This is a genomic window from Arthrobacter crystallopoietes (genome assembly GCF_017603825.1).
GTDB classification, from domain to species: domain Bacteria; phylum Actinomycetota; class Actinomycetes; order Actinomycetales; family Micrococcaceae; genus Crystallibacter; species Crystallibacter crystallopoietes_B.
This window is the reverse complement of record NZ_CP072014.1, coordinates 3,344,047-3,362,760: the sequence shown is the minus strand read 5'-3', so window position 1 is coordinate 3,362,760 and position 18,714 is coordinate 3,344,047. Positions and strand designations below refer to the sequence as shown.

The 18,714-nt window shown below is 64.8% G+C and carries 17 protein-coding genes; all 17 read left to right on the top strand.

Annotated elements, in window-relative coordinates:
• The first annotated feature begins 5 nt into the window (after positions 1–5).
• The 17 genes from J5251_RS15375 to pyrF all read left to right on the top strand — a co-directional run bounded on the left by J5251_RS15375 (position 6) and on the right by pyrF (position 18,653).
• Entirely contained in the window at positions 6–239 is a 234-nt protein-coding gene (locus J5251_RS15375) for a hypothetical protein (RefSeq protein ID WP_171059233.1), read from the top strand.
• A gap of 74 nt (positions 240–313) precedes the next feature.
• Positions 314–2,995: an alanine--tRNA ligase gene (alaS, locus tag J5251_RS15370; protein ID WP_208574499.1), complete on the top strand. Its 2,682-nt coding sequence runs from the start codon at positions 314–316 to the stop codon at positions 2,993–2,995.
• A gap of 9 nt (positions 2,996–3,004) precedes the next feature.
• Positions 3,005–3,580, top strand: a complete 576-nt coding sequence (gene ruvX, locus J5251_RS15365) for a Holliday junction resolvase RuvX (protein ID WP_208574497.1) — start codon at positions 3,005–3,007, stop codon at positions 3,578–3,580.
• Positions 3,577–4,803: an endolytic transglycosylase MltG gene (mltG, locus tag J5251_RS15360; RefSeq protein ID WP_208574496.1), complete on the top strand. Its 1,227-nt coding sequence runs from the start codon at positions 3,577–3,579 to the stop codon at positions 4,801–4,803. Before ruvX ends, mltG begins: the two co-directional genes overlap by 4 nt.
• A 27-nt stretch (positions 4,804–4,830) precedes the next feature.
• On the top strand, positions 4,831–5,706 hold the full coding sequence (locus J5251_RS15355) for a shikimate dehydrogenase (protein ID WP_244250685.1): 876 nt from the start codon (positions 4,831–4,833) through the stop codon (positions 5,704–5,706).
• 32 nt (positions 5,707–5,738) lie between these two features.
• Positions 5,739–6,938 carry a chorismate synthase gene (gene aroC, locus J5251_RS15350; RefSeq protein WP_139003455.1) on the top strand — a complete coding sequence of 400 codons (1,200 nt, stop codon included), beginning with the start codon at positions 5,739–5,741 and terminating at the stop codon, positions 6,936–6,938.
• Positions 6,939–6,955: 17 nt separating this feature from the next.
• The gene (locus J5251_RS15345) at positions 6,956–7,480 is read left to right on the top strand and encodes a shikimate kinase (protein ID WP_236777374.1); all 525 of its coding nucleotides are present in this window, start codon (positions 6,956–6,958) and stop codon (positions 7,478–7,480) included.
• 8 nt (positions 7,481–7,488) lie between these two features.
• Positions 7,489–8,577, top strand: coding sequence for a 3-dehydroquinate synthase (gene aroB, locus J5251_RS15340; RefSeq protein WP_208576190.1), 1,089 nt, complete (start codon positions 7,489–7,491; stop codon positions 8,575–8,577).
• A 72-nt stretch (positions 8,578–8,649) separates the two neighbouring features.
• Positions 8,650–9,213, top strand: coding sequence for an elongation factor P (efp, locus tag J5251_RS15335; protein ID WP_139003456.1), 564 nt, complete (start codon positions 8,650–8,652; stop codon positions 9,211–9,213).
• Positions 9,213–9,635, top strand: coding sequence for a transcription antitermination factor NusB (gene nusB / locus J5251_RS15330; protein ID WP_139003457.1), 423 nt, complete (start codon positions 9,213–9,215; stop codon positions 9,633–9,635). The genes efp and nusB overlap by 1 nt, the downstream gene beginning before the upstream one ends.
• A 166-nt stretch (positions 9,636–9,801) precedes the next feature.
• The gene (gene pyrR, locus J5251_RS15325; RefSeq protein ID WP_139003458.1) at positions 9,802–10,395 is read left to right on the top strand and encodes a bifunctional pyr operon transcriptional regulator/uracil phosphoribosyltransferase PyrR; all 594 of its coding nucleotides are present in this window, start codon (positions 9,802–9,804) and stop codon (positions 10,393–10,395) included.
• Positions 10,392–11,390 carry an aspartate carbamoyltransferase catalytic subunit gene (locus J5251_RS15320; RefSeq protein ID WP_208574495.1) on the top strand — a complete coding sequence of 333 codons (999 nt, stop codon included), beginning with the start codon at positions 10,392–10,394 and terminating at the stop codon, positions 11,388–11,390. Before pyrR ends, J5251_RS15320 begins: the two co-directional genes overlap by 4 nt.
• On the top strand, positions 11,387–12,721 hold the full coding sequence (locus J5251_RS15315; protein WP_208574494.1) for a dihydroorotase: 1,335 nt from the start codon (positions 11,387–11,389) through the stop codon (positions 12,719–12,721). The genes J5251_RS15320 and J5251_RS15315 overlap by 4 nt, the downstream gene beginning before the upstream one ends.
• Positions 12,722–12,726: 5 nt before the next feature.
• The gene (locus tag J5251_RS15310) at positions 12,727–13,233 is read left to right on the top strand and encodes a hypothetical protein (RefSeq protein WP_139003461.1); all 507 of its coding nucleotides are present in this window, start codon (positions 12,727–12,729) and stop codon (positions 13,231–13,233) included.
• Positions 13,234–13,241: 8 nt separating this feature from the next.
• Positions 13,242–14,498, top strand: coding sequence for a glutamine-hydrolyzing carbamoyl-phosphate synthase small subunit (carA, locus tag J5251_RS15305; protein WP_208574493.1), 1,257 nt, complete (start codon positions 13,242–13,244; stop codon positions 14,496–14,498).
• Complete coding sequence (gene carB / locus J5251_RS15300) at positions 14,498–17,797, top strand: carbamoyl-phosphate synthase large subunit (RefSeq protein WP_139003463.1); 3,300 nt, start codon at positions 14,498–14,500, stop codon at positions 17,795–17,797. The genes carA and carB overlap by 1 nt, the downstream gene beginning before the upstream one ends.
• Complete coding sequence (pyrF, locus tag J5251_RS15295) at positions 17,790–18,653, top strand: orotidine-5'-phosphate decarboxylase (protein ID WP_208574488.1); 864 nt, start codon at positions 17,790–17,792, stop codon at positions 18,651–18,653. The genes carB and pyrF overlap by 8 nt, the downstream gene beginning before the upstream one ends.
• Positions 18,654–18,714 lie beyond the last annotated feature (61 nt).

The window sequence follows — 18,714 nt, the reverse complement described above, 5'->3', positions numbered from 1 at the left end:
AACAGATGAAACGGCTTATTTGGATGGGCGCCGGAATCGCCATCGGCGTCCTGGCGGTCCGCAAGATCTCCGCGACCAAGCAGACCTTCGGGCCCGCGGGACTCAACCGCGCGGTCGCGTCCCTGGCGGACAGTGTTGCGGATTTCACCCACACATTCCGCACGGGCATGACCGAACGTGAAGCGGATCTGCGCGCCGCCCTGGGAATCGATTCCGCAGATCACGTCAACAACCGCTAGATTTTCCTAGGCGCATTCCCGCATTCGGGAACCGGCGCCGTATTTTTGTTTCACCGGAAGGGTATTTAGGCACCATGAAGTCCCATGAGATCGTTCGCCGCTGGCTCGACTTCTTCGAGAAAAAGGGACATACCGTGGTGCCCTCGGCGTCGCTGGTGTCACCGGACCCCTCGCTGCTGTTCACCGTAGCGGGCATGGTGCCGTTCATTCCGTACCTCACTGCCCGGGAAACACCGCCGTTCAACCGCGCCACGAGCGTGCAGAAGTGCATCCGCACCGCCGACATCGAAGAGGTCGGGAAGACGGTCCGGCACGGCACCTTCTTCCAGATGTGCGGCAACTTTTCCTTCGGCGACTACTTCAAGGAAGGCGCCATCACGATGGCGTGGGAGCTGCTGACCTCCCCCGTGGAGGACGGCGGTTACGGCCTGCCCGCTGAGCGGCTCTGGATCACCGTCTACCAGGAGGATGACGAGGCGCTGCAGATCTGGCGCGACAAAGTGGGCATCCCCGTGGAGCGGATCCAGAAGTCCGGCAAGAAGGACAACTACTGGTCCACGGGCCAGCCCGGTCCCGCCGGACCCTGCTCCGAAATCTTTTACGACCGCGGCCCCGAATACGGGATCGAGGGCGGCCCCATTGCCGACGAGACGCGCTACATCGAGATCTGGAACCTGGTCTTCATGCAGTACCAGCGCGGCGAGGGCATCGGCAAGGAAGACTTCGAGATCCTTGGCGAGCTGCCCAAGAAGAACATCGACACCGGCCTGGGGATGGAACGCCTCGCCATGATCCTCCAGGGCGTGGAGAACATGTACGAGACGGACCAGGTCCGCCCCGTACTGGACAAGGCCGCAGAGCTCGCGGGCAAGGAATACACCAGCGCCGAGACCGACGAGGACCCGCACCACACCGACGATGTGCGGCTCCGCGTGGTGGCCGACCATATCCGTTCGGCCCTGATGCTGATTTCCGACGGTGTTACCCCCTCCAATGAGGGCCGCGGCTACGTGCTCCGCCGCCTGATCCGCCGCGCCGTCCGCGCCATGCGTCTGCTGGGCGTCGAACAGGCTTGCCTGCCGGAGCTGCTGCCCGTGTCCCGGGACGCGATGAAGGGTACGTACCCCGTTGTCGACACCGACTTCGAGCGGATCAGCCGCATCGCGTACGCCGAGGAGAGGGCCTTCCTGCGCACCATCGCCTCCGGCACCGCACGCCTTGAAGAAGCGGTCAAAGAGTCAAAGGCCGCCGGCAAACCGCTCTCGGGCGAAGACGCCTTCAGCCTGCATGACACGTACGGTTTCCCGATTGACCTGACCCTGGAAATGGCAGAAGAGGCGGGTTTGAAGGTTGACGAGGCCGGCTTCCGCAGCCTGATGACCGAGCAGCGCGAGCGTGCCCAGGCCGACGCCCGGGGAAAGAAACTCGGCCACGCCGACGTCCGGGTCTTCAACGAGCTGCTCGCCGCCGGCGAGACCGTGTTCACCGGTTACGAAGAGCTGGCCACCGAATCCGCCGTGCGCGGCATTGTTCGCGGCGGAGCCACCGTCGGTTTCGCGGGCCAGGGCGAGGAAATCGAACTGGTCCTGAACGAGACGCCGTTCTACGCCGAAGCGGGCGGCCAGGCCGCTGACGTCGGACTCATCACCGGCGACGGGTTTGTGGTCGAGGTACTCGACGTACAGCGCCCGGTCAAGGGTCTCAGCGTCCACAAGGCCATTGTGCGCGAAGGCGAGATCCCTGCTGATGCCAAGGTACTGGCTGCGGTGGACCAGCAGCGCAGGCAGGCGGGCGAACAGGCCCACTCCGGCACGCACATCATCCACGCCGCGCTGCACCAGATCCTCGGCCCGGAGGCGCTGCAGCGAGGCTCGTTCAACAAGGCGGGCTACCTGCGCTTTGACTTCTCCTGGGGCGAAGGCATCAGCGCCGCGGCCAAGTCGGAGATCGAGGAAGTCTCCAATCTGGCAATCCGTAACAATTACCAGGTTGAGACGAAGGTCATGAGCCTGGCAGATGCCAAGGCCTTGGGAGCCACTGCACTGTTCGGCGAAGCCTACGGGGACAAGGTCCGCGTAGTGGAGATCGACGGCGCGTGGTCGCGTGAGCTGTGCGGCGGCACCCATGTGGACGCTACCGCGGAGATCGGCAGCCTGACGTTGCTGGGCGAACAGTCCGTGGGATCCGGCAACCGACGCGTAGAGGCCTTCGTGGGCATGGAGGCCTTCCGTCACCTGGCTGCCGAGCGCGCACTGGTCACGGAACTTTCGGAGATGCTGAAGGTGCCGGGTCCGCAGTTGCCGGACCGTATTGCTGCCACGCTGGCCAAACTCAAGGCCGCCGAGAAGGAACTGGACCGGCTGCGTAAGGAGCAGTTGGCTGCCTCGGCTGCTTCCCTGGTGGAAAAGGCCAAGGATGTCGCCGGCGTACGCCTGCTGGCGCACAACGCCGGAGAGCTTGGCGGGGCGGATGCCCTGCGGTCCCTGGCCCTGGACTTGCGCGCACGCCTCGGTTCAGACCCGGCGGCCGTCGCCATTACGGGCGTGGCGAACGGGCGCCCGCTGATTCTCGTGGCGACCAATGAAGCAGCCCGTGCCGCAGGCGTTAAGGCCGGTGCGCTGGTCAAGACTGCTGCCGGCGTGCTCGGCGGCGGCGGCGGCGGCAAGGACGACGTCGCGCAAGGCGGCGGCACGGACGTAACGAAAATTGATGAGGCGATCACCGCCGTCGTCAATGCCGTGGCTAACCGGGGCTAAGGACCTTCAATGTCCAGTGCAGCAGCGCCAGCCGGAACAAAACTCGGGGTCGATGTCGGACTGGCCCGGGTCGGTCTGGCCGGCTCCGATCCGGGCGGCATCCTGGCGACGCCGATCCGCACCTTGAAGCGCGATGCGAAGAAGAACAGCGACATCCGCGTGCTGGTGAGGGAGGCCGCCGAGCGTTCGGCAGTGCAGGTGTTCGTCGGCCTCCCGCGCACCATGAAGGGCGGAGAATCTGCTTCCACCCAAATGGCGCGGGAGTACGCGGACCTGCTGGCACAGGCACTGGCCGATGCCGGCCTGTCGGTTTCAGTGAATCTCATCGATGAGCGTTTGACTACAGTCTCGGCGCATCGTACTCTTCACAGCGCTGGCATGAGCAGCCGTGAACATCGTAAAGTTGTTGATCAGGTTGCAGCAGTCGAAATACTCCAGCAGGCGCTGGACATGCAACGCGCGCTTGGACGGGACGTGGGGAGTCCTGTGGCCGTTCCGGATTCAATCCGCAGAGGAGCCCAGGCATTGGAAGAGGAGACGGAAATTCCACACGTACATGACAGCGATGGTGAGAGCAGACGGTGAGTAATACTTATCCGGAGCATCCTCCGTATCCGGAACAACAGCCCGCTGACGAGTTGGCCTATGAGGCCGATCACCTTGCCCATGGGTATGACGATGATCGTGACGTCTTCTACAACGAGTCGCCGGTGATCAAACGTAGTCGCCGGAACAAGATCAAGCGGCAGCGCCGGCGCAGGCGCAACATCATCATGCTGGTGGTCTTTAGCGTATTCGCGGCAGGCCTGATCGGCGTGGTCTTGCTCCTGCAGAACCTGCTGGGCATGAACGAGCTCAAGGACTATGAAGGCCCCGGTGAAGGCCAGGTGACGTTCACGGTCGAACAGGGCGCCGGCCCGCTCGCCATCGCCGCTTCGCTGGTGGAACAGGACATTGTTGCCTCCACCGATACTTTCGTCGATGAGGTTTCGAACCAGGCCGCGGGCCGGGAAATCCAGCCGGGGCAGTATCCGTTGAAGTACCGCATGCCGGCTGCTGCGGCGGCGTCAATCCTGTTGGAGGAAAGCAACGAAGGCGTGCATTATGCGGCCATCAACCGGACCTGGCGGCAGGAAGAAGTGTTCAAGGCCCTGTCCGAGGGGACCCGGATCCCCGTTGCCGAATTCGCCAAACTGGCCGAGGACCCGCAGGCATTGGGCCTACCCGAGCAGGCACGGAACCTGGAGGGCTATCTTTTCCCGGCCGAATACCGGTTCCCGCTGGATATCACCGCGGAGGAAATCCTGCGCGAGATGATCGGCAACACGATCGAGCGTCTGGAATCGGACGGGATTACCGAGGCCGACCAGCAGTTCCGCGTGCTGACCATAGCCAGCATCATCGAGGCCGAGGCGGGCGAAGCCGATTACGGCGCGGTTGCCGGTGCCATCGAGAACCGGCTGCAACCCGACAACAGTGAGACAAACGGCCTGATCCAGTCAGATGCCACGGTCACCTATGGACTGGGCCGCAAGGGTTATGACATCACGCCTGAAGAAAAGACCGACAAGTCCAACCCGTACAACACCTACGCCCACACCGGTCTGCCCGTGGGGCCGATCAATTCCCCGGGCGGCCCGGCCATCGATGCCGCGGCCAATCCGGATGACGTGCCGTACTACTACTGGGTGACGGTGAATCTGGATACCGGTGAAACCAAGTTTTCCGAGACGCTGGCCGAGCACAATGCCTACACCAAGGAATATCTGAACTGGTGCAGCGAGCAGGAGGAAGGCCGTTGCAGCTAAGAAATTCCGACCGCACTGTCACCCGCCGTGGTTGAGCCGGTGCCTGCCAGGAGGGCCGCGGTCCTGGGCCATCCGATCAGTCATTCGCGGTCGCCGCTGCTGCACGGGGCCGCCTACCGGCTGCTCGGTGTCGACTGTGCCTATGAGGCCATTGACCTGACCCCGGCGCAGTTGCCGGCATTCATGGCAGGTGTGCGGGAGAGCAGCTGCTGGGCCGGGCTGTCCGTCACGATGCCGCTCAAGGCTGCCATGGTGCCGCTGGTGGACGAGACAAGTGACCTCGTCCGGTCCTTGGGTGTTCTCAATACTGTGGTGGTGCGTCGGCAGCCGGACGGTACGGTTCGGTTGGCCGGGCAGAACACTGACGTGGCCGGCATCATCGAGGCACTGCGCCATGCCGGCGCTACCCCCGGCGGCCACGCGGTCATCCTCGGCGGCGGCGGCACCGCCGCGGCTGCGGCCGCAGCCCTTGCGGGTCTGCAAGTGTCCAGCCTAAGCGTCTGTCTGCGCGACCCGGCGAAGGCCAGTGCTGTCCTGGCCGTGGCACGCAACGCAGGGCTGGAGTGCCGGGTGGCCCGCTGGGATGACGTGGTGGCCGAGTTGGCTGCGGCACAAGTGGTGGTTTCCACCTTGCCCCCGCACGCAGCCGATCCCATCGCGGAAGGGCTGGATGCCTCGGGAGTTCGGCTGGATTCCCGGGTGCTGCTGGATGTCACCTACGATCCTTGGCCGAGCCGGATCGCCGCTGTCTGGCATCAGCATGGGGGTGCAATTGTTCCCGGCTTGGAAATGCTGATCTACCAGGCGGTCGAGCAAGTACGCCTGTTCACGGGCATGGAGCTGGCCGAACCGGAACAAGTCATAAATGTGATGTGTGACGCTGTGGGCGCGCCCCGGCGTTAAAGCGGTGCCGTGGTCATGGCAGTATTGTTTCCATGCTGCGTTGGTTAACTGCCGGTGAATCCCATGGTCCGGCCTTGGTAGGAATTATTGAAGGCGTCCCCGCCGGAGTGGAGCTCAACAGCTCCGACATCCAGGCGGCCCTGGCTCGACGCCGGCTCGGCTACGGCCGCGGCGCACGCATGAAGTTTGAGCAAGACGCCGTCACCATCACCGGTGGCGTCCGGCACGGGCGTACCCAGGGTGGCCCGGTGGCCATTCAGGTGGGCAACACCGAGTGGCCCAAATGGGAAAAGATCATGTCTGCGGATCCGGTTGATCCCGTGGAGCTGGCCGAACTGGCCCGCAACGCGCCGCTGACGCGTCCGCGTCCCGGCCACGCCGATTTCACCGGAATGCAGAAATACGGGTTCGACGAAGCCCGTCCCGTGCTGGAACGCGCCAGCGCCCGCGAGACCGCAGCCCGGGTGGCCCTTGGTACCGTGGCCGCCAATTTCCTGAAGGCCCTGGGCATCGAGCTGGTCAGCCACACGGTTTCGATTGCACGGGTTGCTGTCCCCGACGAAAGTCCGGTACCGCTTCCTTCCGATGTGATTGCGCTGGACGAAGATCCGCTGCGCTGCTTCGACGCCGAGACTTCGCTGGCCATGGTCCAAGAGGTTGACGCCGCCCACAAGGAAGGCGAGACCCTGGGAGGGGTTGTCGAGGTCTTGGCCTACGGCCTGCCGCCGGGGCTGGGCAGTTATGTGCATTGGGACCGCCGCCTCGACGCCCGGCTCGCCGCGGCGCTGATGGGCATCCAGGCGATCAAGGGCGTTGAAGTCGGAGACGGCTTCCAGACCGCCGGCCGCCGGGGTTCGGCTGCCCATGATGAGATCGTCCGCGACTCCAGGGGGACCATCGTGCGTTCGACCAACCGCGCTGGCGGAATCGAGGGCGGCATGAGCATCGGCGATACGCTGCGAGTGCGCGCCGCCATGAAACCCATCGCCACCGTTCCCCGTGCCCTGAAGACCATCGATGTCAGCACCGGCGAAGACGCCAAGGCCCATCACCAGCGTTCCGACGTGTGCGCCGTTCCGGCAGCCGGCGTGGTCGCCGAGGCTATGGTCGCATTGGTGCTCGCGCAGGCGGTTACGGAGAAGTTCGGCGGCGATTCGGTAGCAGAGACGGCACGCAACATGCGCAGCTTCATTGAGGCTATTCCGGAATCGCTGGATTCGATCGGCAACTAGTGCCCGACTCCATGGCTATGGCGTTAGACCGCCATCTGGTGTTGATCGGCCCGATGGCATCAGGCAAATCCACGGTGGGCCAGTTGTTTGCAGCCCGTCATGGTCTTCAGTTTGTCGACAGCGACAAGAAAATCGTGGCCAAACACGGCAGCATTCCCTCGATCTTCAGTGCCCAAGGTGAACGCGGCTTCCGTGAAATCGAGGCGCGTGAAGTTGCCGCGCTGCTCACCGCTGCGGGCGATCCCTGCGTGATCTCGCTGGGCGGGGGAGCGATACTCGACACCGGCACGCAGCAACTCCTAGCCAACTGCCGTGTGGTGTTTCTGGATGCCGATTTGGAGACAGTGCTTCCGCGGATCCGCCGGGACACGGGCCGGCCGCTGCTTGCAGGGGACGCCGCGGCCCGTTGGACCGAGATGGCCGAACGCCGCCGTCCAACGTATCTGAAGCTGGCAGACCTGGTCCTGACCACGCGGAATAAATCACAAGCAGAGCTGGTCGAAGAACTTTCCACACTGCTCAACGAAAGGCAAAACAGTTGACGAACCCGATCAGCGAGCCAACGGTTATTAAGGTCACCGGCAGCTCCCCGAACGAAAACTACGACGTCGTTGTGGGCAATGGCCTGCTGGATCGGCTGCCCGGCATCCTGGGCGAGCGTGTGCGCAGCGTGCTGGTCATCCATCCGCGCGCGCTTCGGGCCACAGGCGATGCGGTGCGCCAGGATCTGGATGCGGCCGGATTCACCGCGTTGACCGCGGAAATTCCCGACGCCGAAGAGGGCAAGCACATCCAGGTCGCTTCCTTCTGCTGGCAGGTGCTGGGGCAAAACGATTTCACCCGCTCCGACGCCATCGTCACTGTTGGCGGCGGCGCAGTCACCGACGTGGGGGGATTCGTCGCCGCTACCTGGCTGCGCGGAGTCAAGGTGGTCCACATCCCCACGAGCCTGCTGGGCATGGTTGATGCGGCGGTCGGCGGAAAAACCGGCATCAACACGTCCGAAGGCAAGAACCTGGTTGGCGCGTTCCACCCGCCGGCGGCCGTACTCGCTGATCTGGACGCGCTGGCGACTCTGCCCAAGAACGAGTTGCTGACCGGCATGGCCGAAGTGGTCAAGTGCGGTTTCATCGCGGACGCCGCCATCCTTGACCTCATCGAAGCGGCGCCGGAGGCCGTCGCAGATCCCGAATCTGCTGCGGTGCGGGAGCTGGTGGAGCGCTCAATCGCCGTCAAGGCGGAAATAGTCTCCAGCGACCTCAAGGAAGCCGGCCGCCGGGAGTTCCTCAACTACGGCCACACACTGGGCCACGCCATCGAGCTCGCAGAGCGCTACCAGTGGCGTCACGGAGCAGCCGTTTCCGTTGGTCTGGCGTTCGCCGCCGAGCTCTCGCGGATGGTCGGCCGCCTGGACGATGAAACAGCGGACCGGCACAAGCGGATCCTCCAGTCCCTGGAACTGCCGGTCACTTACCGGCGTGACCGCTGGGCGGCGCTGCTGGACGGAATGAAGCGGGACAAGAAGGCCCGCGGAGACCTGCTGCGATTCGTCGTCCTGGACGCTCTGGAAAAACCCGCAATCCTCGATGTTCCCGACACTTCGCTGCTCTTCGCCGCCTACCAGGAGATCGCCGAATAGTTGGTCTGCGCTCAGCAGGTAGAATTACCGATGAACTTTCCACACGCAAGTTGAATCGACGAAAGAGAAACTGTGGCGACAACCAACGACATTAAGAACGGCACCGTGCTGAAGCTGGACGGCCAGCTGTGGAACGTCATCGAGTTCCAGCACGTCAAGCCGGGCAAGGGCGGCGCCTTCGTTCGCACCAAGATCAAGAATGTTGTCAGCGGCAAGATCCAGGACAAGACCTTCAATGCAGGCCTGAAGATCGAGACCGCCACGGTTGACCGCCGCGACTACACCTACTTGTACAAGGACGGCGACGACTTCGTCTTCATGGACGTGCAGGACTATGACCAGGTCACCGTGCCGGGCGCCGTTGTCGGCGATGACGAGAACTTCCTGCTGGAAAACATCAAGGTCAACATTGCCATGCACGACGGTACGCCGCTGTACATCGAATTGCCGGCCTCGGTCACCATGGAAATCACCTACACCGAGCCGGGCCTGCAGGGCGACCGCTCCACCGGCGGCACCAAGCCGGCGACAGTTGAAACCGGTTTCCAGATCCAGGTTCCGCTGTTCCTGGAAACCGGTACCAAGGTCAAGGTCGATACCCGCAGCGGCGATTACCTGGGACGTGTTAACGACTAGTGAGTGCACCCACTTCCGCACGCGGCAAAGCCCGGCGCCGCGCCGTCGATGTTCTGTTTGAATCGGAGCAGCGTTCCGTTTCGGCGTTCGACGCGCTTCGGGACCGCCGCGAAAAAACGGATCAGGTCATCAACCCCTACACGGTGGACATCGTTGAGGGCGTGGTAGCCATGCAGGCCCAGATCGACGAGTTCCTGACCACGTACTCCCAAGGCTGGCCGCTGGAGCGGATGCCCAGCGTGGACCGCATCATCCTGCGGGTGGGCTCCTGGGAGCTGCTGTACAACGACGATATTCCCGATGGGGTGGCGGTCAGCGAAGCAGTCGAACTGGCGAAGACGCTCTCAACGGATGAATCGCCGTCGTTCGTCAACGGTCTGCTCGGCCGGCTGCAGCAACTGAAGCCGACCCTGCTGGCGTGATCGGCGGCAGCTGCCGGCAACCCTGATCCAGCTTCGAAGGTGGCCCCCGTGATGGAGGCCACCTTCCGGCGTTTTTGGGCTGTCCGCCCCTGGCCCTGTGGTAGTTTTGACTACGCAACCAGCCTTTAAATCCGTCCTGTGAGGCGGGGAAGGAGGAGGCAACAATATGAGCACGTCAGCCGCGGCGCCATCGCCGCAACCAGCCCGTGTAGTTCTTGCCGAAGCGGACATTGACCGCGCCCTCACTCGTATAGCCCATGAGATTCTCGAGGCGAACAAGGGATCCAAGGATCTTGTTTTGCTGGGCATTCCGCGCCGCGGCTATCCGCTGGCCAGCCGCCTCGCCGCCAAAATTGCGGCCACCGATCCCGGTGTGAAGGCCGAAGACATTACCGGTCAGCTGGACGTCACCATGTTCCGTGACGATCTCAAGCGCCAGCCGACCAGGGCTCCGCTGCCCACCCAGCTTCCCGCTACCGGTATCGACGACAAAGTCGTGGTGCTCGTCGACGACGTGCTCTACTCGGGCCGGACCATCCGTGCCGCCCTCGACGCCCTCGTAGACCTGGGCCGCCCCCGCATCGTCCGCCTCGCTGTCCTGGTGGACCGCGGCCACCGCGAACTGCCTATCCGCGCGGACCATGTGGGTAAAAATCTGCCGACGTCTTCGGCCGAAAAGGTGCGGGTCCATCTGGCCGAGACGGATACCGTGGACGGTCGGCCGGTCAACGAAGTAGTGATCGAGGACCGCACCGCATGAGGCATTTGCTCTCCACCGAAGACCTCTGCAAGGACGACGCCGTACGGATTCTGGATACCGCCGAAGAAATGGCGGCCGTGTCCGACCGCGAGGTCAAGAAACTTCCCGTCCTGCGCGGCCGTACCGTGGTCAATCTTTTCTTTGAAGACTCGACGCGTACGCGCATCTCCTTCGAGGCGGCCGCCAAACGGCTGTCGGCGGACGTGATCAACTTCGCCGCCAAGGGCTCCTCCGTGTCCAAGGGTGAGTCGCTTAAGGACACCGCGCAGACGCTCGAAGCGATGGGGGCCGACGCCGTCGTTATCCGGCATTGGGCCTCCGGCGCGCCGGCCAGGCTGGCGGCTTCGGGCTGGATCGACGCAGCCGTGGTCAACGCCGGCGACGGCACGCACGAACATCCCACCCAGGCGCTGCTGGACGCCTTCACCATGCGCCGCAACTGGGCGCGCATCAACGGTACGGCCTCCCTCGGCACGGATTTGTCCGGCATGAAGGTGGCCATCGTCGGGGATGTGCTCCACTCCCGGGTGGCGCGGTCCAACCTCTGGCTGCTGCGCACCCTGGGTGCCGATGTCACGATGGTCGCTCCGCCCACGCTGCTTCCGGTAGGCGTCGCGAAGTGGCCCTGCACCGTCAGCTACGACCTGGACGAGACCCTGGCAACCGGCCCGGACGCCGTCATGATGCTGCGCCTTCAGGGCGAACGCATGAACGCCGCGTTCTTCCCGTCCACCCGGGAATATTCGCGACGCTGGGGCTTCGACGACAGCCGGCTCAAAGCGCTGGATTCCCACGGACTCAAGGGCACGATCATCATGCATCCGGGTCCCATGAACCGTGGACTGGAAATATCCGCAGCCGCAGCGGACTCGCCCCGCTCCACTGTCCTGCAGCAGGTGCGCAACGGCGTCTCCGTACGCATGGCCGCCCTCTATCTGCTCCTTTCCGGCGAGACCCATACCGCACCCGCAACTATCCAGGAGGCCCAGCGATGACCGCTACAGCACCCCATGAAGCTACGGCCTATCTGGTCAAGGGGGCCGCAATCGGCGGCGGCGCCGCTGCCGACCTGCTGATCCGCAACGGGGTCATTGCCGAAACCGGCACCGGGCTCAGCGCCGCCGGTGCCACCGTGATCGAGGCCGAGGGCCTCGTGGCCGTGCCGGGCATGGTGGACCTGCACACCCACCTGCGCGAACCCGGACGGGAGGACGCGGAGACCGTGGAGACAGGCAGCCGGGCCGCCGCCCTCGGTGGCTTCACCGCCGTCCACGCGATGGCGAACAGCTCGCCCGTGGCAGACACTGCCGGCGTCGTCGAGCAGGTGTACACCCTGGGCCGCAAGGCCGGCTGGACCGACGTCCGTCCGGTCGGGGCCGTGACCATCGGACTGGCCGGCGAACGGCTGGCCGAACTCGGCGCGATGGCCGATTCCCGCGCCCGCGTCCGGGTCTTCTCCGATGACGGCATCTGCGTCCACGACCCGGTTCTGATGCGCCGGGCGCTGGAATACGTCAAGGCGTTCGACGGCGTTATCGCCCAGCATGCCCAGGAGCCCCGGCTGACGGACGGGGCCCAGATGAACGAAGGCGATGTCTCTGCCGTGCTCGGCATGACCGGCTGGCCCGCTGTCGCCGAGGAGAGCATCATTGCCCGAGACGTGCTCCTGGCCCAGCACGTGGACTCCCGGCTGCATGTCTGCCATGTCTCCACCGCCGGTTCCGTGGAAATCATCCGCTGGGCGAAGCAGCGCGGCATCAAGGTCACGGCCGAGGTCACCCCGCACCACCTGTGGCTCACGGACGAACTGGTCCGCAGCTACGACCCGGTCTACAAGGTGAACCCGCCGCTGCGCACTGACGAAGACGTGCAGGCCTTGCGGGCGGGACTCGCCGACGGCACCATCGACATCATCGGCACCGACCACGCCCCGCACCCCAGCGAGGCCAAGGAATGCGAGTGGGCGCAGGCCGCGATGGGCATGACCGGTCTTGAGACCGCGTTGTCCGTGGTCCAGCACACGATGATCGAGTCGGGCCTGATCGGCTGGGACGATTTCGCCCGGATTACCTCCCTGATGCCGGCACAGATCGGCCGGCTGCAGGACCAGGGCCAGCCGCTGGAAGCCGGTTCCGCCGCCAACATCACCCTGATCGACCCGGCGGCGCACTGGACGGTTGAGCCGAACAAGATGGCGACGATGGGACGCAACTCGCCGTTCGCCGGCCGGGAGCTGCCGGGCCGCGTGGTGGCGACGTTCTACCAGGGCCACCCCACTGTTCTGGATGGCAGCCTCAACACCCCGCGGACCGCAGAAGGGGAGTAGCTTCAGTGGAATACCTTGGTCCCGGGCTCCTTACCCTGAGCCTGATCATCGTCCTGCTGGCGCTGGTTTTTGTTGGCTGGCGCAGCAAGCTCAAGCGGCAGCAGGACATCGCCCCGCTGCCGGAAATTCCGGACGACGTCGATAATCCTTCCGCGGCGTATGACGGGCAGTACGTCGTGACGACGACGGCGGGGGACTGGCTGGACCGCCTCGCGGTCCACGGCCTGGGGATCCGCTCCGGCGCCCTCCTGCGCCTCTACGGCCACGGACTGCTGTTCGAACGACGCGGTGCCACAGACATCTACATACCAGCCGGAAGCATCAGGGCCGTACGGTCCGAAAGCGGGATGATTGGGAAGTTCGTGGAGAAAGACGGACTGGCCGTGATCACCTGGAACCTGGGCGGTAAGGACGTGGACACCGCGTTCCGCAACCGCCACGCCGAGGAGAAAAAGCCGCTCCTCGCCCACCTGAACTCTTACCTACCTACTGCTGCACCTGACGAAGACTAGGAACTACAGTGACAGATCATCAAACAACTTCCTCGAATGCAGCGCTGCTGATTCTTGAAGACGGCCGCACATTCCGCGGACGCAGCTACGGTGCCCAAGGCACAGCGTTGGGCGAGGCTGTTTTCGCCACCGGCATGACCGGTTACCAGGAAACCATTACGGACCCGTCCTACGCCCGCCAGCTGGTGGTGCAGACCGCTCCGCACATCGGGAACACCGGCGTCAACCGCGAGGACGCGGAGTCCCGCAAGATCTGGGTTGCCGGCTACATAGTCCGCGACGCCGCCCGCAGGCCGTCCAACTGGCGCTCCGAGCGCAGCCTGGACGAGGAACTGATCGAACAGGGCATTATTGGCATCCAAGGCGTCGACACGCGGGCCATCACGCGGCACTTGCGCGAACGCGGCGCCATGAAGGCCGGAATCTTCTCCGGCCAGGAAGCCGCCCGGCCCATGCCGGAACTGCTGGCCGAGGTCAACGGGCAGGCTCCGATGGAAGGTGCCCGGCTGGCCGAGGAGGTCAGCATCGATGCTGCCTACGTGGTCGAGCCGGCAGATCACGGCTGGGAGGGCGAACCGCGCTTCAGCATTGCCGCGCTGGACCTGGGCATCAAATCCATGACTCCGCAGCGTTTCGCCGAACGCGGCGTCCGCGTCCATGTGCTGCCCGCCACCGCAACTTTGGCAGACATCCAGGCAGTGAATCCCGACGGCGTTTTCATGTCCAACGGCCCCGGCGACCCTGCTACCGCTGACACCCAGGTGGGCATGCTGCGGGATGTCCTGGACGCCCGGATGCCGTTCTTCGGGATCTGCTTCGGCAACCAGATTCTGGGCCGGGCACTGGGCTTCGGCACGTACAAACTGCGCTATGGCCACCGCGGCATCAACCAGCCGGTCATGGACCGCCGCACCGGAAAAGTGGAGATCACCTCCCAGAACCACGGGTTCGCCGTCGACGCTCCCACCGACGGTGCCACCCGCGCACCGGAAGAGCGCTTCGGCCGGGTCGAGGTCAGCCACGTCAGTCTCAATGACGACGTCGTCGAGGGCCTGGCCTGCCTGGACATCCCTGCCTTCTCGGTCCAGTACCACCCCGAAGCCGCAGCCGGTCCGCACGACTCGGCCTACCTCTTCGACCGCTTCATTGACCTGATGGCGGCCGAAAAGAAGGGTCCCGGCACCACGGATGCTGCGGACGTCTCCAAAGCACTCATTGCAGACACCGATACGACTGTCGCCAGCGACGCCAAGGAAGAAAACTAATGCCCAAGAGAACAGACCTCAAAAGCGTCCTGGTCATCGGCTCCGGCCCCATCGTCATCGGACAGGCCGCCGAATTCGACTACTCCGGCACGCAGGCCCTGCGGGTACTCAAGGAGGAAGGCCTCCGGGTCATCCTGGTGAACTCCAACCCGGCCACGATCATGACGGACCCCGAGTTCGCCGACGCCACCTACGTCGAGCCGATCACTCCCGAGGTCGTCGAGAAGATCATCGCCAAGGAGCGCCCGGATGCCGTGCTGCCGACCCTGGGCGGCCAGACCGCGCTGAACACCGCCATCGCGCTCGACAAGAACGGCGTCCTGGACAAGTACAACGTTGAACTTATCGGCGCCAACATCGAAGCCATTGAACTCGGCGAGGACCGCGAGAAGTTCAAGGGCGTTGTGGAACGCTGCGGCGCCGAGTCCGCCAAATCCATCATCGTGCACTCCATGGACGAGGCATTCAAGGCTGCCGAGGAGCTGGGCTACCCGATGGTGGTCCGGCCGTCCTTCACCATGGGCGGTCTCGGTTCCGGAATGGCGTACAACGCGGAGGACCTGCGCCGCATTGCCGGTGCCGGCATCCAGTACAGCCCCACCAGCGAGGTCCTGCTTGAAGAGAGCATCCTGGGCTGGAAGGAATACGAGCTCGAGATGATGCGGGACAAGAACGACAACGTGGTTGTCGTCTGCTCCATCGAGAACTTCGATCCGGTCGGCGTGCACACAGGGGACTCCATCACCGTGGCCCCCGCACTGACCCTGACGGACCGCGAATACCAGCGCCTGCGCGATATCTCCATTGCCGTAATCCGCGAGGTCGGCGTCGATACCGGCGGCTGCAACATCCAGTTCGCGATCGAGCCGGATACCGGCCGCGTCGTCGTTATTGAGATGAACCCGCGCGTTTCGCGTTCCTCCGCGCTGGCTTCGAAGGCAACCGGCTTCGCCATCGCCAAAATCGCCACCAAGCTCTCCCTGGGTTACACGCTCGACGAAATCCCCAACGACATTACCCAGAAGACGCCGGCTTCGTTCGAGCCGACGCTGGACTACGTTGTGGTCAAGGTCCCGCGCTTTGCCTTCGAGAAGTTCCCGGCGGCCGATCCGACGCTGACCACCACCATGAAGTCCGTCGGCGAGGCCATGGCCCTGGGCCGGAACTTCACCGAGGCGCTGCAGAAGGCCCTGCGCTCACTGGAGCAGAAGGACGCGCAGCTGACCTTCGATCCGGTCAATGACTTCGAGGTTCCGGAACTGCTGGAAAAGGCCAAAACCGGCACGACCGAACGGCTGTCACAGGTCCAGCGCGCCCTGCTGGGCGGTGCCACCGTGGAACAGCTGTACGAAGCTACCGGCATCGACCCGTGGTTCTTGGACCAGCTGCAGCTGATCAACGAGATCGCCGCCGAGATCCGCAATGCGCCTGCCCTGACCGAGGAGATCCTGCGCCTCGCCAAACGGCACGGCTTCTCCGACGAGCAGATCGGCAAGCTGACCAACACCGCCGAGGCCGTAGTGCGCGGCGTGCGGCACGCGCTGGGCATCCGCCCGGTGTTCAAGACCGTGGATACCTGCGCAGCGGAATTTGCGGCCTACACGCCATACCACTACTCCTCCTACGACGAGGAGGATGAGGTCGAGCTGCACGCCAAGCCGTCCGTGATCATCCTCGGCTCCGGCCCGAACCGGATCGGCCAGGGCATCGAGTTCGACTACAGCTGCGTGCATGCGACCATGGCGCTGCGCAAGGCCGGCTACGAGACGGTCATGATCAACTGCAACCCGGAAACCGTCTCCACGGACTACGACATCTCCAACCGTCTCTACTTCGAGCCGCTGACGCTCGAAGACGTGCTGGAGGTCATTGCGGCCGAAGAGCGCACCGGCGGCGTGATGGGCGTCTTCGTCCAGCTCGGCGGCCAGACCCCGCTCAAGCTGGCCCAGGCGCTGGCCGACGCGGGCATCCCGATCCTGGGCACGTCGCCGGAGGCTATCGACCTGGCCGAGCACCGCGGTGCCTTCCAGCGGGTACTCGACGCGGCGGGCCTGGTAGCTCCGAAGAACGGGACCGCTGTCTCCTTCGAGGAAGCCAAGAAGATCGCCGACGAAATCGGCTATCCGGTGCTGGTCCGCCCGTCCTACGTACTGGGCGGCCGCGGCATGGAGATTGTCTACGACGAGGCCAACCTCTCGCGCTACATCGCCAACGCCACGGAAATCACCCCGGACCACCCGGTCCTGGTGGACCGTTTCCTCGAAGACGCCATCGAGATCGACGTCGACGCGCTGTACGACGGCAAGGACATGTACCTGGGCGGAATCATGGAACACATCGAGGAAGCCGGCATTCACTCCGGCGACTCGGCGTGCGTGTTGCCGCCGATCACGCTCGGCACCTCCGTCATCGAACGGGTGCGCGAGGCTACCTTCGCGATCGCCCAGGGTGTCGGCGTGCGCGGCCTGATCAATATCCAGTTCGCCCTCGCCTCGGACGTGCTGTACGTCATCGAAGCCAATCCGCGTGCCTCCCGCACCGTGCCGTTCGTGTCCAAGGCCACCGGCGTCCAGATGGCCAAGGCCGCCGCGCTGATCGGCACCGGCGTGACCATCCACCAGCTGCGCACCGCTTACAAGGTGCTGCCGGAGACGGGGGACGGATCGACCCTGCCGCTGGATGCACCGGTGGCCGTGAAGGAAGCCGTGCTGCCCTTCAACCGCTTCCGCACCCCCGAGGGCACGGTTGTGGACTCGCTGCTCGGCCCGGAGATGCGTTCCACCGGCGAAGTGATGGGTATCGACAAGTACTTCGACACGGCCTTTGCCAAGTCCCAGGCCGCCGCCAACAGCGCCCTGCCGACCTCAGGCAAGGTGTTCGTTTCCGTGGCGAACCGGGACAAGCGCTCCATCATCATGCCGGTGAAGCTGCTGGTTGATCTTGGCTTCGAAATCCTCTCCACGGGCGGCACCGCCGAAGTGCTGCGGCGCAACGGCATCCAGTCCACCACCGTACGCAAGGTTGCCGAAGGCCGCGGCCCCGACGGCGAAGGCACCATAGTGGATCTGATTACCGAAGGTGCCATCGGCCTGATCCTGAACACCCCCTCGGGCGGACAGGCACGCGGGGACGGCTACGAGATCCGCGCCGCCGCAACCTCCGTAGGCACCCCCGTCATCACCACCGTGTCCGAATTCGGCGCGGCGATCCAGGCCATTGAAGCCATGCGCCAGTACGAATGGGACGTCACCAGCCTGCAGGAGCACGCCCTGAAGCTGAAGGCCGCCGTCGATGCCTGACGCCGCCGGTTCCGGCGCAGCCGCGTCCTTCGGGACGCGGCTGCGGGCCGCCATGCAGAAACACGGACAGCTGTGCGTGGGCATCGATCCGCATCCGGCCTTGCTGGACTCCTGGGGTTTAAACGACGACGCCGATGGGCTGGAACGCTTTTCCCTCACGGTTCTGGAGGCGGTGGGGGAAGGCGTTGCCGCGCTCAAGCCGCAGGTGGCGCTCTTCGAGCGCCACGGCTCGCGCGGCCTTGCGGCCCTTGAAAAGCTTCTCGCCGCCGCGGCAGCGGCCGAGGTACTGACGATAGCCGACGCCAAACGCGGCGATATTGGTTCCACTATGGCCGCGTACGCCCAGGCTTGGCTTGCGGACGGGTCACCGCTGGCCGCGGATGCCGTGACGCTAAGCCCTTACCTGGGCTACGAGTCGTTGCGGCCGGCCCTTGATCTGGCTGCCGGGACGGGGCGGGGAGTGTTCGTGCTGGCCCTGACATCGAATCCCGAAGGCGCCAGCGTTCAGCATGCCGGCGGCGCAGACTCCGTTGCCCGCCGGATTGTGGAGGCGGCGTCGGCGGACAACGCGGCCGCGGACCGGGACGGCACGCTGGGGTCCGTCGGCCTCGTCGTAGGTGCCACGGTTGCGGACGCGCCTGCACAGCTGGGCCTGGATCTGGCCGCGCTCAACGGACCGGTCCTGGCCCCCGGTCTCGGCGCGCAGGGTGCAACCGGCGCCGACCTTCGCCGCACCTTCGGCCGTGCCTACGGCAATGTGCTGGCGACCTCGAGCCGGGATATCCTCAAGGCCGGACCGGACCCGCAGGGCCTGCGTTCGGCAGTCGACAGCACGCTGGAGATGCTTGCGGACTGAGGTCTACAGGGATCGGGCTCCGGGGAGGATTGATTTTCCCGGGCGCTAGCGGATAGGTTCA

Bases quoted from the DNA above. Each gene is read 5' to 3' on its own strand.
- J5251_RS15375 (WP_171059233.1), top strand. From the start codon at position 6: ATGAAACGGCTTATTTGGATGGGCGCCGGAATCGCCATCGGCGTCCTG.
- alaS (WP_208574499.1), top strand. From the start codon at position 314: ATGAAGTCCCATGAGATCGTTCGCCGCTGGCTCGACTTCTTCGAGAAA.
- ruvX (WP_208574497.1), top strand. From the start codon at position 3,005: ATGTCCAGTGCAGCAGCGCCAGCCGGAACAAAACTCGGGGTCGATGTC.
- aroC (WP_139003455.1), top strand. From the start codon at position 5,739: ATGCTGCGTTGGTTAACTGCCGGTGAATCCCATGGTCCGGCCTTGGTA.
- J5251_RS15345 (WP_236777374.1), top strand. From the start codon at position 6,956: ATGGCGTTAGACCGCCATCTGGTGTTGATCGGCCCGATGGCATCAGGC.
- pyrR (WP_139003458.1), top strand. From the start codon at position 9,802: ATGAGCACGTCAGCCGCGGCGCCATCGCCGCAACCAGCCCGTGTAGTT.
- J5251_RS15320 (WP_208574495.1), top strand. From the start codon at position 10,392: ATGAGGCATTTGCTCTCCACCGAAGACCTCTGCAAGGACGACGCCGTA.
- J5251_RS15315 (WP_208574494.1), top strand. From the start codon at position 11,387: ATGACCGCTACAGCACCCCATGAAGCTACGGCCTATCTGGTCAAGGGG.
- carB (WP_139003463.1), top strand. From the start codon at position 14,498: ATGCCCAAGAGAACAGACCTCAAAAGCGTCCTGGTCATCGGCTCCGGC.
- pyrF (WP_208574488.1), top strand. From the start codon at position 17,790: ATGCCTGACGCCGCCGGTTCCGGCGCAGCCGCGTCCTTCGGGACGCGG.